This is a genomic window from Paenibacillus sp. B46(2026) (genome assembly GCF_056786355.1).
The window spans coordinates 5,570,942-5,588,510 of sequence record NZ_CM165907.1; the positions used below are offsets into that span (position 1 = coordinate 5,570,942).

The following is a 17,569-nucleotide window of genomic DNA, read 5'->3' on the forward strand; positions in this document are numbered from 1 at the left end:
TCTTTTCTATGTACAATGGCGTTGCAATTCATTTTTTAAATTGATACTTCTTACTTTGCTCATCGTTCTAAATAAATGCGGTACACCGTAAGGCATACCGCATAAGCTCTACAACGTTCTCTCTAAAATACGACTAGACTATATCCTGCTATTTCTCTTTTCTACATCTGAAACTAATGCGGTACCTGCGCACTGAAATCATCGCGGCTAGAGCGATCGGCATGGTAAAAGACTACGTCTCCGTCCCGCAATGTAAAGCTGTTTCCATAGCTATCCTCTACCTCACGCTGGAATCCTTCCAGCAACCATTGATTCATCAGTGGGGCATGGATATATTGCAGATGCGGTGCCGCCAGATTTCCCTCTCGAATGGACTCGAAGTTGAAGTTCACCACGATATACCCATCCTTCAAGAAGATCGGCGATTTAGCATCCAATCCACCATGCGTACGTCCATACTCCGCCAAGTTTGTTCCCGCTTGTACCACATAGGGCTCAGCAGGTAGACTGTATTCCCCGTACCATTGTTGAATGGCTGCATTCGCACGCAGGACATCTGCACTGGCGCTGGTGGGAATATTGGTTTTCGGACCGATAAATGTCCGCAACTGTTCTGGCATGAGCAGCAGGCTATACCCACCTACGGGTGTTTTCATTTTCGTGAATTTGTCTCGATAATAATCTTGATACGCTCGTTCACTCATCATCCCCGGATGGATTTCACCATATCGGTTGTATTTGTACGTCGCTGTATCTCGTAGTTGTTCGGACGGAACTTGACGTAGCCGATCGTTCAAAATCACGAACCGCTTCACTTGATCTTCTGTCGAACCGATGCGAATAAAATTCCGTTGGCTGGTAGAGTAATACAGATCCACGGGCACACGCGTACGGCCATCCTTACTCACAAAATCAAAGGTTGGCGTGAGACGAATGCCGTCTCGTGGGCCAAACATGTTACCTTTTGTTTTAAAATCAAACTTGAAGTGATATCCCGTTTTCACCGCCACATTCTGGTACCCTTGCAGGGGGTGACTGCCCGGGCGAATCGGGACAGTAAACTGGGGTTTGTTCCCCCGCTTGTCTCCATCGATATCCTGCGTGCCGGTCCAGTAACTGATCCAGGTCGGCGCAAGGCTATTTTTGAAACGGCGGAAGACCAGCTCCCAGTTATAGTCGGCGATATCGGTAATCTCAAAGTCGTATAGTCGCCCAATGACCTCCACAGATACTTCGTCCGAAGCGGCATGGTAGTACAGGTCTGTGTTGGCATCGGGCTGGGCGTCGATCTCCGACTCGGTACTAAAATTCGACGGGGCATTTTCAGCGATATTCCGGAATTCCACCTGGTAGTCTCCTTCATCCACCCAGACAGGCAGATAGAAGGTCGTATCCAGTACAGGTACTTGGATGTCGATCCACGTGTTTCGCGGATAAAATTGCGTTCGGTCAGCACTGTACACGTCAAAAGGAAACCGGACTTGTTTGATCCGATAATATTTAGCGTAATCCCGATCGCCATATCCTGGGTAGGACCCCGCATCCAGATGTTGTCCGCTGGTCGGGATGCGAACCGTGAATGGTCGCTCCAAAATGAGCGCCGACCGGTTCATGTTCGGCATCGTTTTCTGGTTATGTGGTTGATCATCCGAAACGAGCGAGTAGTTCACGACTGGGGTATGGACGGTGACGGTGTTGATCGGATCGACAGAGAACGTTTTTCCTCCACTGCCGCCCAAGGTCGTTGGATGAAGGGCATATTGGATTTCTCCCGTGGACTCCGTATCCGCTTTATTCAAAAGTGTCCGGGGAATCAACAACCGATCTTCATACAGCACCTGCTCCCCGGTATTTTTATACGAGCCAATCTTCGTTGGTGCCGGGATTTGCGTCGGGTCTGGTCCATTTTCAACCACCGTGCTGCCATCCATGACGTTTGTCGTCGAACCCTCCCAGGTAAAGTCGAGCGCATCGTTCTTCACATCGGGTGGACCCGTTTGGTCTTCGGCCATCCCTTTCAGTAACTCCGTATCATCAGGTACGTCTAAAGGCTCGTACCCCTCAGTCGCTAGTACCTCGGGAACATAGCTAATTTCTCCTGTTTCCTTCGGCATGACATGGATCTCCACGTCTTCGTCGTGCTCCATCTCCAAGTCCGGCGGTGTATACCCCTGTGGCCTGAGTATAATCCGACTTCCATCAGGGAGAGCATAGTTTTCCATTTCAGCCTGCTCAATCGAATACAGTTCGACGTTATTGATGTTCCAATAGCTATAGTTTCGGTCAAAGCTGAACGTGTACTTCACATCAACCGTATCCGAATCCTCGGTATCTTCCTGCGGGATGGACGTCCCATTCGGTCCCGGCAGGTCAGGCTGCTCCACCTTCCAGGTGCGAACATATGTAATGTCGGCAGTGCAATCATAGGTAATCGTGCCTTGTTGCTTGCCAAAGGTATGCTGGAACAAATAGTTCATCGCCCACGTATTGGCATAGAGATGCTCCGACGTCGGAATCCCTCGTGTGACATCAAAATGAATGCCGTTGGTTGGGTCATCCGCCAGAATATGTCCTTGAGCCCCCGGGTCCATAAATGCAGTTTGTGGTGAGGCTACTTCATTCGGTGGATTAATGGTATATGTACAACCTGCAACTCCACCAGGTTCAGGCTGGGTCGGGCCATCTCCTACGGTCACGTTTAAGTACGCAATGAGATCATATTGATATGGATCGCCGCTTTTCCAACGTACAGAGATTTTTGCCGTCCCCGGGCTTATGCCTTTGATCTTTCCACTTGGGTTGACCTCTACAACACTACTTTGGTCTGATTTCCATTCCACACCCGAACGAGTGGAGATATCTACCCAGTTCCCAAAGTCTGCCTCTCCAGGATTCATGGTAGCCACCTCACCTTTAAGGTAGGCCTCTTCATCAATCGCCAGTCGCTGGCTTCCCGTAAGACGAATTTTCTTTTGTTCTACAACTTTTCCTCGCCAAGTTATTGTGAGCGGAGTTAAATATAAAGCTGTTTTTTTTGGATATCCATTATTACCATTACCAACCGCGTCATCATTATATTCTTCTCTATACTTAGTAGGTATGTCTGGAAAATTGGCTCTCCCCGTTTCGGAAGTAAGCAAAACTGCTGTGTTCTGCCCTGTAAGCTCTAAATCACTAATATAAGAGGTGCGACCTTGTAGATCCGTTGTAGTAACTTTTGATATACGCGCTTCAGTAACCATATTTATATTTTCAACTGGAGTACCCTCAAAATAACTATATTCACGAGCCATATAATGTGAGTCATACAAATCTATTTTATCCCTGACAACTCCTAATGTTGGCCAAGGTGCTTCAGGAGGACCAACGCTGTTAACAATCTCATCTCCTCGAGATGATCTAGCAACCCACTTTCCATCATCCCTTTGGACCCAATATACACCCGGATTAGCTGTCCGTACCCCATCAACTTTTCTTACAACTTTTTGATAACCCGTTGGACCAACTGGAGATGCAACAGAAGCAGTAAGTGGTTCCCTATCCTCTGGATTAGAACTCACAGCAATAACTTTAGTAGAATTACCCGGAGCAGAAAAAACCAACATCATCTGATAGTTACTACATACAATAAATACAGATAATATTACTATACATTTTCGCAGACCTCTAAATTTCATATGTACATCCTCTAATCAATTTGGTATATAAAATGACGTAAGGGAGTTACCGACCCTTATAGATGAACCGTTTAAAGTAACATCCTCCGAACGATATCGATTGATAGATTGGGCCATCCAATATCGCTTAGAAACCCCTTTTTTGAAAAAGCCAGATTTCACATAATCTACCCTTGGTAAGTTTATTATTCCATATTTTTTTATAGCTCCACTTGTAAAATTACTTGCTGCACCACTAGTTAAGCGATATCCAGTCGAGTTAGCTAAGGCAAGATTGCTAAGATTATTTCCATTAGGAGTAACTGTTACTTCCATAAAAACCATGTAGCGATCTTCATCAATGAATCTGTCAAAATCTTTATCGATAAACATTTTTCCATACATATTCTTCACAGTCGAAGCAGTGGGGGCGTCGGCTATGATCATTCGATGGACTATCATTTCTCCAAGATTGTTACGAAGTGAAAAAGGTTTCTCCGTTATCAAGTCAAAACTATTCAAATAGTTTGCGTTCTCATATTTACTGTAAACAAATGGCGTCGCAGAAGTCAGATTCGTTCCTGTTAGACCTACCTCGCGCATTTCATTCAGATCTCTATACGACGTTGCCTTGCTCTTCTGTACCTGTTCGTAACGGGATAAAATAACTGCTGCCTCTGCTCGTGTGGTTGTTTTCCCCGGACCAAACGTACCGTCTGGGTACCCGCCCATCAATCCAGTTCCCAATACCACCGACACATAGGGATAGGCTGCTTTCTTTAACCCACCCTTGTAATATTCTGCCACAGGCACTAGCGTATTCTCTGTATCCTTCAGCGCTTGCTTGTAATCTTCATTTTGCGCTGCAAGTCCTGAGCTGAGCCACTTTGCCATCTCCTCTCGCGTCAAAGCCGTGCCTGGCTTAAACCCATTCGGATAATCCGAAGACTTCAGAAAACCAAAGGTTACCGCACGATTAACTTCTACCTCACTCCAATGCCCTGTCAAATCCTTAAACACATTAGCTTGCTCCGTTTCCGGCGTCCCTCTAGCTACTCGGGCTAGCAATACTGCAAATTCCGCACGTGTTACTGTCGCTCCAGGCTTAAATGTACCGTCACTATAACCTTTGAAATAACCTTTTGCTACCGCTGCATCGATCGATGCTTTCGCCCAATGGGTCGTAGGCACATCTTTAAATGAAGTCACGGCTGCTTGACTCGTGTTTCCGGTGAAAGGGAAGATTCCAAATACTAATGCACCGCTTAATATGAGTTGTGTTACTTTTTTCAAATCGTTCACGCTCCATTTTTATTTTTTCTGTGGAACCTTCATGCCTATGTACCTTTTTTCTTGAATCTACTATTTTGCTATTATCGAATATATAGGACTTATTTAAATAAAATAGTAAGCAATATATCCCATTCTAGTTCCGTGAATATTTTACCATAACACGATGTCCACTCATAGGTATTAAGACTTATTTCTCCTTGTATAGTTACCTTTGAATAGCATAAAGCATGCCACACTTAACACAATCAATAAATCTATACCCGAGATTGTGTTTCTCCTCATAACCCCTCAATAGATCTGATAGAAATAATTTTAAAGATATTTCTATGTTCAATCCATATTGATGAAGTTACTTTATAGCTCTTGCTAACGTCTGCACTTCTTCTTTTCCCTTTTAACTCTATTATCTCCAAGATATTTACTAATTTTAAAATCAAAAAGTTATTAATTCCCAACATCTCTCAGCAATTCATCGCTACAAGAAAAGTAGCCAGTTTCGTTCTCACTGGCTACACCTTCTCAAATATATTACATCTGGTACGCTTTTGACTGTTAGTTGTAGATAAATTATCTAAGTTTTTCTAAAGAAAGAAAATTCCTATTTATGCGATTGAGAATTATGCCAAATTTATCCTTTTGAGAAATTGGTACCAATCATCTAGATGTACATCAGGTACGAGTTCTTCATATTTTGGACCAAATACATAATTAAAAAGGAAGTAGTTAAAATCCCCAAAAGTTTTCTCAGCGCTTGCTGAATATCCTTGTTTTAAAAAGCATACTTGTCCAGAGTGCTTATCAATTACTAATGGCTCGTACAATACTTGCCCTACTTCCATCCATTTCTCTGTTCCTCCTATAAAATCAGAAACCCGATATTGATGCTCATCTAATTCATTAATCGACCATAAATCGATTGCTCCACATCTTGCACCATCAGATTTTCCCAAGAACTCAAAGTACAGTTTCAGGACTTTATTATCCATTGTAGTAGCTGTAGCACCTTCACATAATTCACCATAAATAATACTATCAGGTTCAGTTTTCAGTTCTTCTTTTACCCTCATTATTAAGTCGTCAAGTTTTTCATCCATCTACTTTCCTCCCAATTGAATATTAATCTTAATTTTTGTACCAGTAGGTAAGTCTTTTATTTGTGGTCTAATTTGTTTAACACCAATATGCCAGTTAGTGTACGAATCTAAAAATTTTAAATTTTTAACATTATCAGGTCCACCTAATTGTAGTTCCCATACATGATCTGGTTGCATACGTTTTGTTACTCTATCTATTAGTTTTTTTCCAAATTCCGGGTTATTCTGTCCATACTGATTCCAGATTCTTTTTATCATATCTTGTCTATATTCTCTTGTAACTGCAGGATTCCTTGATACAGGGTTTTGTGCTTTGTATAATAGACCTTGATCCCCTAGTTCCTTTAACTTATTAGCCTTTTTCTCAAATTCACGTTTTGGCATTTCACTATCATATTTAAGAGTTATCTCAGTCTCACACTTCATCAACCCCAGCGGATCAATGTAACTCACCGGATTCCCGTTGACATATGCATACCGGTTAAACGTCTGCCCATCCTGAATCTCTCCGCGAATCACGTCTCGATTCAGGAACCGTTTCAGCTTCGGATCATAGTACCGTGCACGCATGTAATACAATCCGTTGGCATCCGTCATGACCCCATCTCGACCATTATACGCAAACGGCTGCTGGGTTAATCCTTCATGTTGCTCCAGTTCGCCATATAATCCATACGTATAGCGGTCCATCACCCGGTTTTGTTCATCCGTCAGCAAAGTCGTACTACCGCGCAGATCGTAGTGGTAACTCAGATACGTTCCGTCGGCATCTTCGCGTCCGATGAGTCCCAGACCATAGATGTAACGGGTTTTCACATGCCCTTCCCCGTCCAGCTCCATCAGCACTCGGCTCAGTTCATGCGCATCGTCAATGACATAGCGGGTAATTTGCCCTCGCTGGGCGAGTTCAATCCGGTCCCCCTGAGGGTTGTACCGATACTTCAGCTTGCCTGCCTTCACCAGACGGTTTCGGGCATCGTATTCGTAAGCGGAAGCCGTGCTACCATCGGTCGCATACAGCAGATTTCCGTTGGCATCGATCTCGACGGGATAGTCCCCTACCCGCTGAAGCCGGTTATCCCAGGTATAGTGCAGATGCTGCGTTGGTGAAGTACTCGTGAACTCCGTTTCAGATGTCCCTACTTGTTCGGTTGTCAGGTTGCCCGACAGGTCATATGTGTAGTGTACAACACGACCTGGTTCAGCGCCACTGCGCAGCCGTTTCAAGGTATCATACGTGTACTGTTTGTTTTCTTCCTTCAGCAGCAAGCCGCTTGGACTGTATTCGTACTTGAATTGCTGTAAACGAATGCCTTGTCCGTTCGTATCGGTCAGGCGAATGAGCTGGCCAGCCGCATCGTATTCCCGCTGCTCCTGGCTGCCGTTCGGGCGTCGGGTGTCGATGAGCTTCCCGCTTGCATCATAGCGGTACCGGGTCAGGCGGCCGTTCCAGTCCTTCACTTCAGCCAGTTCACCCGTGGCTTGGTAGCGGTATTGCACCACTTTGCCATCTGGATAGGTCAGTGCCGTCATCCGGCCTGCGGCATCATACGCATATTGCAGTAGATGACCAAACCCATCGGTTCGGGTAAGCAATCGGCCTGCCGCATCGTAGGTTCGTTCCTCATGCTGCTCCGCTTCGAGCACACGCGCCACTTGTCCATCCGGCGTATAGGTCAGCACGATTTCGCCCGCTTCATCCGTGGCACGGATCAGGCGGCCCGCAGCATCATACGCATACCGGGTTTCCTGTCCCTTGGCATCCAGCTTGGCACGTAGCCAGCCGCGTTCGTCATAGCTGTACGCCGTCCTTGCACCTGCCGCATTCATTTCCTGCAACAAGCGACCACTGCGGTCATACGTTAGACGGGTCTCGTTTCCACTGGCATCGGTGTAGCTCGTATTGCGCTCTTCCCCATCCCATGTCTGGCGATAGGTCACTTCATCTGCCCCTTCGCCTTGAATGACTTCGGTCAGGCGGTGCGCGGCATCGTAGCGATAATGGCGGGTATGACCATCCGCGTCGGTATCTTCGACGCGTTGATGGAGGGCATTGAACCGCAGCCGCGTCATGTGGCCGAGTCCATCCTGCCATGCCACGGGGCGTCCTGCGCCATCATAGGTCAGTTGCTGGACGGTCCGACCTTCGCCATCGATGACGGAGACTAGGCGACCTGCACCATCATAGTGATACCGTGTGATGTGTCCTAATGCATCGGTCACGGTCTGCAATCGACCTGCGGCGTCATAGGATAGCTGCGTGCTTTCACCGAGCGCATTCGTTTCGGCGATCAGGTGGTTTTCGGCATCATAGGTATACTGCCGAGTGTGACCGAGCGCATCGGTGATGGTCGCGACCTCACCGTTTGGCGTATACGTATAGTGCATGGAGGCTCCAGACGGACGGGTCTCCCGAATGCGCTGCCCACTGGCATCATACACAGTCTGCCATGTGAGGCCCAGCGGGTCGGTGATAGATGTCAGGCGATCTGCACCATCGTAGCTCCGGCGGCTCACACTTCCTGAGGCATCCTTCAGTTCGACCAGTCGGCCTGCTTCATCCCAGCCCACCTGTAAACGTCGGCCTTCCGGATCCAGCGTATGCTGCAGTTCGCCTGTCTCGCTGTACACATAGGTCCAGATGGCTCCCGTGAAGTCCTGATACGTGGCGGTTTGTCCGGTTTCGGTGTAGGTCCACTTGGCTGTACTGCCATCTGGACGGGTCACTTCGGCCAGTCGTTGTTGTTCATCGTACTGGTAGTTGGTTACGCCGCCTTCGGCATCCGTTTCACGCGCAACTTGGTGGTGCGCGGTATAGTGATATTCCGTTTCATGACCCAGTGGGTCGATTTCGCGGATCAGATGCCCATCCTCATCATAGACATACGTCGTGGTTTCGCCCAGCGGATTCGTCGCACTGGCCATCTGTCCTTGTCGCGTGTAGGTATAACGTGTAATCCCGCCGTCTTCGGCATGCACTTCGAGGAGCTGCAAGGCATCATCGTGCACAAGGATGCGCGCCTGACCCAGCCGATTGGTCACGGTAGTCCAGGTCTGACCCGGATGACTCTCGGTATCATACGCCATCTGCCCTGCTACACCGGATGGGTCGGTTTGCGCAATGATTCGGTACTTCTCGTCATAGGTATTGGTAAACTGAACAACGCCGGCTTCGCTCAGCGACATCAGACGCCCTTCGCCGTCATGGGTCATTTCCGTGATCGTACCGTCCGGTTCGGTTAGACGCACCAAGAATCCTGCGCTATCATAGCCAAATGTCGCTTCACGCAAGGCATCCCTGACCGCGGCAAGGTTCCCTTCCGCGGTGTAGTCCAGTGCCAGCACACGTCCCGTGACCCGGTCCTGCAACTGCTGGAGTTTTCCTTCTTCATCATAGACCAGATCAAGTGACAATCCGTCCTTGTTGGTGTGACGAAGTAGTACGCCATTGAGATCGAATTGGTACATCTCGCGCGGACTACGGGCTGTATAGAGCCAACCCTGCTCGGTGTAGCTCAGCTCGTCATGGTTCACATCCAGGTCATCACTGCGGTAACAGCCGTCCCCTTGGTGCGTAAATCGGTTTTTCCGTCCCGGTGTCCAGCAGACATCCACGATGGGTTGGAATGCATCACTAGCTTCGACTTCGATCTGAGAATCCTTTGGAGTGATGTCCAACCGCAGACCATATTGATGTGTCCAAGCCGGGCCTAGCTCTCCCCGTTGCAACAGTCCCGAATGGTAGATTAGGGTAAAGGGCCAGTCGGCTGCTCCGTGCAGCGTCAGCAGACGGTGATTCATAAATTGATGACCGGTCGCTGCGTGAATCGGGTCCTCCACTTTACTTTCTGCATGTGATTTCTGAGGATTCTGCGTTTCGGTGGTTCGCCCCGTAGATGGTTGATGCGGCGAAGAATCGATATCCTTCGACTTGGGCGCCCCTGGTGCCTCTGCCCCTTTCGGAGCGTTACCTCCGGGTGTCTTCTTTATCATCGAAGCGGCCGCTGCAGAGCCCGTTCCTGCCGCCGTTCCTGCTGCAGCCGCTGCTTTCTCGGCATCGGTGAGTCCCGTATCGTGGCGTGTGGACCCGGCATCGCTTGGCGCATCGTCTGCTTTGCCCGTTGGTTTGTTACTCGTCATCGGCGCGTCACCTGTATCCCTGGAGCCTGCTGGGGCTTCGCCTGCCTTGGTCGACTTCGGCGCCGCCCCGGCAATATCCTCCCCGACTTCTCGGGTCGAGTTCCCGGGCACTCCCGCCTTATTCGGGCTGGTCGGGATCGCATCGATTGCATCATCGGCGTTACGACCTACGGTTTTTGCTGCATCTACGGCGTCGTCCGCATGCTTCACCGCTTTCCCGGTCAGATCCATGGCTTCATCCGCATATTTAAAGAGCGAAGCCGCTTTATTCCCCGCTTTTCCCAGCGGTCCCAGTACGGAGAGTCCGCGCTCATACCATGCGAGCTTCTCTCCCGTGAGCAGATCCCGACCGGTGATGGCCTCGATGATCCCTTTCACATTGCCAACGACAGGCAGGAAATCCAGCACCGTCCCCAATGCAAAGGTGAGGAAGCTCGCCAGCTTCCCCCAGTTGAATTTTTTGCCATCCCGATCCGCTTGTTCATATTCTTCTCGTTTGCGATGGGTCAACTCCGACAACAGTTCCAGCTTGGTTTGCAAGCCGTCCAGTTCCCGCATCAGGTGGGTAAACGTACTTTGTACCCCACCTTGACTGAGGGTTTTATAGCTTAGGCTGTTCATGGACCGATTCAGGTCCCCGCGCAGATCCCCCATCTCATCCGCGGCCCCGTTCAGGCTTTTTGAGGTCCGCTTCAGATCAGATAGGCTGACTTCCAATTTCATGGATATTCCTCTTTTCTATGTACAATGGCGTTTCAATTCATTTTTTGAAATTGATACTTCTCAATTCTTATTTTGCTCATCGTTCTAAATAAATGCGGTACACCGTAAGGCATACCGCATAAGCTCTACAACGTTCTCTCTAAAATACGACTAGACTATATCCTGCTATTTCTCTTTTCTACATCTGAAACTAATGCGGTACCTGCGCACTGAAATCATCACGGCTAGAGCGATCGGCATGGTAGAAGACTACATCTCCGTCACGCAACGTAAAGCTGTTTCCGTAGCTATCCTCTACCTCACGCTGGAATCCTTCTAGCAACCATTGATTCATCAGCGGGGCATGGATATATTGCAGATGAGGCGCCGCCAAATTTCCCTCCCGAATGGACTCGAAGTTAAAGTTCACCACGATATACCCATCCTTCAGGAAGATCGGCGATTTAGCATCCAATCCGCCATGCGTACGTCCATACTCAGCCAAGTTTGTTCCCGCTTGCACCACATAGGGCTCGGCAGGTAGACTGTATTCCCCGTACCATTGTTGAATGGCTGCATTCGCACGGAGTACATCTGCACTGGCGCTGGTGGGAATATTGGTTTTCGGACCGATAAATGTCCGCAACTGTTCTGGCATCAAGAGTAGGCTATACCCACCTACGGGTGTTTTCATTTTCGTGAATTTGTCTCGATAATAATCTTGATACGCTCGTTCACTCATCATCCCCGGATGGATTTCACCATATCGGTTGTATTTGTACGTCGCTGTATCTCGTAGTTGTTCGGACGGAACTTGACGTAGCCGATCGTTCAAAATCACGAACCGCTTCACTTGATCTTCTGTCGAACCGATGCGAATAAAATTCCGTTGGCTGGTAGAGTAATACAGATCCACGGGCACACGCGTACGGCCATCCTTACTCACAAAATCAAAGGTTGGCGTGAGACGAATGCCGTCTCGTGGGCCAAACATGTTACCTTTTGTTTTAAAATCAAACTTGAAGTGATATCCCGTTTTCACCGCCACATTCTGGTACCCTTGCAGGGGGTGACTGCCCGGGCGAATCGGGACAGTAAACTGGGGTTTGTTCCCCCGCTTGTCTCCATCGATATCCTGCGTGCCGGTCCAGTAACTGATCCAGGTCGGCGCAAGGCTATTTTTGAAACGGCGGAAGACCAGCTCCCAGTTATAGTCGGCGATATCGGTAATCTCAAAGTCGTATAGTCGCCCAATGACCTCCACAGATACTTCGTCCGAAGCGGCATGGTAGTACAGGTCTGTGTTGGCATCGGGCTGGGCGTCGATCTCCGACTCGGTACTAAAATTCGACGGGGCATTTTCAGCGATATTCCGGAATTCCACCTGGTAGTCTCCTTCATCCACCCAGACAGGCAGATAGAAGGTCGTATCCAGTACAGGTACTTGGATGTCGATCCACGTGTTTCGCGGATAAAATTGCGTTCGGTCAGCACTGTACACGTCAAAAGGAAACCGGACTTGTTTGATCCGATAATATTTAGCGTAATCCCGATCGCCATATCCTGGGTAGGACCCCGCATCCAGATGTTGTCCGCTGGTCGGGATGCGAACCGTGAATGGTCGCTCCAAAATGAGCGCCGACCGGTTCATGTTCGGCATCGTTTTCTGGTTATGTGGTTGATCATCCGAAACGAGCGAGTAGTTCACGACTGGGGTATGGACGGTGACGGTGTTGATCGGATCGACAGAGAACGTTTTTCCTCCACTGCCGCCCAAGGTCGTTGGATGAAGGGCATATTGGATTTCTCCCGTGGACTCCGTATCCGCTTTATTCAAAAGTGTCCGGGGAATCAACAACCGATCTTCATACAGCACCTGCTCCCCGGTATTTTTATACGAGCCAATCTTCGTTGGTGCCGGGATTTGCGTCGGGTCTGGTCCATTTTCAACCACGGTGCTACCATCCATGACGTTTGTCGTTGAACCCTCCCAGGTAAAGTCCAGCGCATCATTCTTCACATCGGGTGGACCCGTTTGGCCTTCAGCCATGCCTTTAAGCAGCTCGGTATCATCAGGTACATCTAGCGGTTCGTACCCCTCAGTCGCTAGTACCTCGGGAACATAGCTAATTTCTCCTGTTTCCTTCGGCATGACATGGATCTCCACGTCTTCGTCGTGCTCCATCTCCAAATCCGGCGGTGTATACCCCTGTGGCCTGAGTATAATCCGACTTCCATCAGGGAGAGCATAGTTCTCCATCTCGGCCTGCTCGATCGAATAAAGTTCGACGTTATTAATTTTCCAATAGCTATAGTTTCGTTCAAAGCTGAACCTGTACTGGACCGGGACTTCATCCGAATCCTCGGTATCTTCCTGCGGGATGGACGTCCCATTCGGTCCCGGCAGGTCAGGCTGCTCCACCTTCCAGGTGCGAACATATGTAATGTCGGCAGTGCAATCATAGGTAATCGTGCCTTGTTGCTTGCCAAAGGTATGCTGGAACAAATAGTTCATCGCCCACGTATTGGCATAGAGATGCTCCGACGTCGGAATCCCTCGTGTGACATCAAAATGAATGCCGTTGGTTGGGTCATCCGCCAGAATATGTCCTTGAGCCCCCGGGTCCATAAATGCAGTTTGTGGTGAGGCTACTTCATTCGGTGGATTAATGGTATATGTACAACCTGCAACTCCACCAGGTTCAGGCTGGGTCGGGCCATCTCCTACGGTCACGTTTAAGTACGCAATGAGATCATATTGATATGGATCGCCGCTTTTCCAACGTACAGAGATTTTTGCCGTCCCCGGGCTTACCCCTTTAATCTTTCCACTGGAATTAACATCCACTATGCCTTGCTGATCCGATTTCCATACCACACCAGAACGAGTGGAAATATCTATCCAATTTCCGTAATCAGTATCTCCAGAGTTCATCGTAGCAACTTCTCCTTTAAGAGAAGCCTCTTCATTTATAGCCAATCTCTGGGTTCCCGTGATACGAATTTTCTTTTGCTCAACAAGTTTTCCTCGCCATGTGATATCAAGGGGTGTATGATACAGTGTTTTATGCTTAGGTTCGTGATCTGTATTTTCTCCATATTTATCGTTGTACTCAGCTTTATATAGCTCTGAATTTAGTCTTCCCGTTTTCGATACTATCTTCACACCTGTTTTTGATGAAGTTAATTGAAGACTTTTAATAACAGACTTTATACCTTGTAATTCAGTTGATTGAACTTTTGCGATATGAGGATCAATAATTTTACTTTGATTTACTGAATTACCATATTGATCAGTGTACGTATTAGGGAGGTACTCCAACTTACCAGACATCTCAATTTGATCTGGTACTTCCGTTACTACTGGGGCAGGATCAGCTCTTGTACCTTGATTATCGGCTACTATCCTATCATTAGAAGCTTCAGCTACCCAATCTCCGTTATCTACTTGGAACCAATAAACCCCAGGAGTAGCTTGTTTAGTTCCTTCAACAATATTCACTACTTTTTGATAACCAGTTGGTCCATCTGGTGAGGCTACGGGCTTGGGTAAGAGATTAAAATCTTCTTGATCCTCAGCATCAGAACTTACAGCAACAACCCTCTGGCTCTCAGCATCAGCTGCGAATACGGTGACAGGTTGAAATACTAGAATCCAGCAGCAAAATAATATACTGACTTTATACATACCTTTCATTAGGCTCACCAAATTATCTCCTTAAAACTTTATAGGCAAATGAAAAGAAGCTATATCTTCACCAATCACAATGGTTTTACCATTGCTTCCAGCGGGCCCTCCATGTTTTCTATTCAACATAGTCATCATCCAAAATTTTCTTGTTACTCCTTTTTTAAAAAATCCTGATGTGATGAAATCTCGTTCAGGTAGATTTACTATTCCATATTGCCCAACTGTCCCACTACTAAAATTATTACCAGGTGTCAATTTATCAGCAATAGCCTGACTAAATGTAAGATTCTTTAAATTATCGCCACTAGGAGTAACAGATAATTCAATAAAAACAGTATAATAATCATTCAGAACAGGGTATGAATATTCCTTATCTATAAACATTTTTCCATACAAATTATTTATATCTGTTTTGGAAAGGGCATCCACAACAATCATCTGGTGTAAAGTCGCTACTCCAAGATTATTACGCAGTTGGACTGGTTTCTCTTTAACCTTATCGAAACTATTAACGATGTTTGTTCCAGCTTTTAAACCGTATACATATGGCGTAGCAGAAGTCAGATTCGTTCCTGTTAGACCTACCTCCCGCATTTCATTCAGATCGCTATACGACGTTGCCTTACTTTCCTGCACCTGTTCGTATCGTGATAAAATCACAGCCGCCTCTGCTCGTGTGGTTGTTTTCCCCGGACCAAACGTACCGTCTGGGTACCCGCCCATCAATCCAGTTCCCAATACCACCGAAACATAGGGATATGCTGCTTTCTTTAACCCGCCCTTGTAATATTCTGCCACAGGCACTAGCGTATTCTCTGTATCCTTCAGCGCTTGCTTGTAATCTTCATCCTGAGCCGCAAGTCCTGAGCTGAGCCACTTCGCCATTTCCTCTCGTGTCAACGCCGTGCCTGGCTTAAACCCATTCGGATAATCCGAAGACTTCAGAAAACCAAAGGATACCGCACGATTAACTTCTACCTCACTCCAATGCCCGGTCAAATCCTTAAACACATTAGTTTGCTCCGTATCCGGCGTCCCTTTAGCCACTCGGGCTAGCAATGCTGCAAATTCCGCACGTGTTACTGTCGCCCCAGGCTTAAATGTACCGTCACTATATCCTTTGAAATAACCTTTTGCTACCGCTGCATCGATCGATGCTTTCGCCCAATGGCTCGTAGGCACATCTTTAAATGAGGTAACGGCTGCTTGACTGGTGTTTCCGGTGAAAGGAAATATTCCAAATACCAATGCACCGCTTAATATGAGTTGTGTTACTTTTTTCAAATCGTTCACGCTCCAATTTTTATTTTTTCTCTCTTGATCTCTTCATACTTATGTACATTTATTAAGTCTGCTGTTTGCTTCCTTTTATATTTTCACCTTCACTGATACTTGTTTATCACCTCGATAATATGGATATAATTCGTTTTTCTTTAAGACCTTCGGTAGTTTCAAAAAGTTATCTTATGCCTAGGACACCTATAACCTAAGATCCAATCAAAAATGCCATTTATATGAATATTTTACCACTACAGACTCAAAAAATATAGGTCTATTGAATCAAATAATTGATAACCCTAAGTAGGTTCTAATAAACGCTAAAATTAAAACAGAATTTTCATCATCTTACTTCGGTCATACGATAGATGGGTCTCATCTCCACTAGCACCGATTTAGCTCGTACTCCCGTACTCCCTATCCGATATCTAGCGATAGGTCACTTCATCTGCCCCTTCGTCTTGGCCTACTCGTAGTCAGGTTTCCGATAGACTGTACTTCTACTTGAACTTCTGTAAACGAATTCCCAGTAAGCTCGTATCCATCAGGTTAAATAATTGGCTCACCTCGTCATACCCAGCTGTTCCTGACTGATTCAGATGTTGGAATGTGGTATTATTTGAAAATTAGATGACAAAAAAACAGATTAATCATAGTGGAATTTAACTATGATCAACCTGCAAGATGTAACGAGATAACTTAATTAAGAGCGAACAATGATAGTTTGAATATTTATTTTTGTAATCGTAGAGTTACAATTAATTGCTCAATGCCCTCTGAAATTACTTCAAATGATTTTCGTTCGAAATCCTCAAGTTTGACTAACCCATTCTGATTATCAACTACAACAATAAGCCCGTTACCCTCTATCCCTATAGGAATGTGCTCGAGTTTGTTATCATGGTTGCGCTTGTATCCCACAAGTAAGTTGAAGTACGATTCTATATCTGTTGTTTGCAGTACAGACTCTAGTTTTATATAATGGTCAGGAATAAAACCATCTAAATTTGCAAACCAATACGAATTGAAATACTCAATGACAGATACATGCATTCTAATGCCTAATTTTTCTTCTAGTGAGCTAAAATCATAAATTTCTTTTTTTTCGACAGGTCTCCAAGAGATATAATCATCCTCGTCAACTTTTCCATAATAAATAAGAGATTCTACGTCTTCATCAAATGGTGTTTTAAATAAAAAATCTAATCCTCCTTCAGCGAGGGACTTCCTTAATAAAAAATATTGATTCATCGCTTCTTTTATGGACACATATATCACCCTTTACTTATTTAAGAATCTTTCTAGCATTTCAGCATATTTGCTATCACTACCCCAAGCTCCTGCTTCTTTTTCAACATTGTGTATGCCGCCCGAACTAGGATACAATTCGGAAACTTGCTGCACTAGCATGATAAACGCCTGTAACAATGAGAACCATCACAAGTCCAATAGCAAGGATTAAAGGTGTAATTAATTTCTTTCTTCTCGTAACTTTCATCTTAGTGGAAGACTAAATGACGCTTTTGTATTATTATCAATGAAAAAAGTTTTCCAACTGTCTGATGAGGATCCGTCAGAAGTTCTGGCCAATCCAAATCTCATCCAAAACTTTCGATCCACTTTTTCTTTAAAAAATCCAGAGCTTACATAGTCCTCAACGGGAAGATTATTTATCCCGTATTTATCCACTGTTCCACTATTGAAGTTGTTTACCG

Annotated in this window: 7 protein-coding genes; all 7 read right to left on the reverse strand. The window is 46.4% G+C overall.

The genetic code is table 11. The features are described 5' to 3' along the window. Positions 1–173: 173 nt before the first annotated feature. The 7 genes from AC1S8V_RS24720 to AC1S8V_RS24750 all read right to left on the reverse strand — a co-directional run bounded on the left by AC1S8V_RS24720 (position 174) and on the right by AC1S8V_RS24750 (position 17,105). Entirely contained in the window at positions 174–3,293 is a 3,120-nt protein-coding gene (locus AC1S8V_RS24720; protein ID WP_482071157.1) for a DUF5704 domain-containing protein, read from the reverse strand. 399 nt (positions 3,294–3,692) lie between these two features. Then, complete coding sequence (locus tag AC1S8V_RS24725) at positions 3,693–4,958, reverse strand: S-layer homology domain-containing protein (protein ID WP_482071158.1); 1,266 nt, start codon at positions 4,956–4,958, stop codon at positions 3,693–3,695. Positions 4,959–5,566: 608 nt separating this feature from the next. Continuing rightward, complete coding sequence (locus tag AC1S8V_RS24730) at positions 5,567–6,043, reverse strand: hypothetical protein (RefSeq protein ID WP_482071159.1); 477 nt, start codon at positions 6,041–6,043, stop codon at positions 5,567–5,569. After that, positions 6,044–10,906 (reverse strand): RHS repeat-associated core domain-containing protein, encoded by a 4,863-nt coding sequence (locus AC1S8V_RS24735; protein ID WP_482071160.1) that lies wholly within the window; start codon positions 10,904–10,906, stop codon positions 6,044–6,046. 190 nt (positions 10,907–11,096) lie between these two features. Further along, positions 11,097–13,820: a DUF5704 domain-containing protein gene (locus AC1S8V_RS24740; RefSeq protein ID WP_482071161.1), complete on the reverse strand. Its 2,724-nt coding sequence runs from the start codon at positions 13,818–13,820 to the stop codon at positions 11,097–11,099. A 783-nt stretch (positions 13,821–14,603) separates the two neighbouring features. Beyond that, positions 14,604–15,860 carry an S-layer homology domain-containing protein gene (locus AC1S8V_RS24745; RefSeq protein WP_482071162.1) on the reverse strand — a complete coding sequence of 419 codons (1,257 nt, stop codon included), beginning with the start codon at positions 15,858–15,860 and terminating at the stop codon, positions 14,604–14,606. Positions 15,861–16,586: 726 nt separating this feature from the next. Beyond that, the gene (locus AC1S8V_RS24750) at positions 16,587–17,105 is read right to left on the reverse strand and encodes a SecY-interacting protein Syd (protein ID WP_482074577.1); all 519 of its coding nucleotides are present in this window, start codon (positions 17,103–17,105) and stop codon (positions 16,587–16,589) included. Between the last annotated feature and the right edge of the window lie 464 nt (positions 17,106–17,569).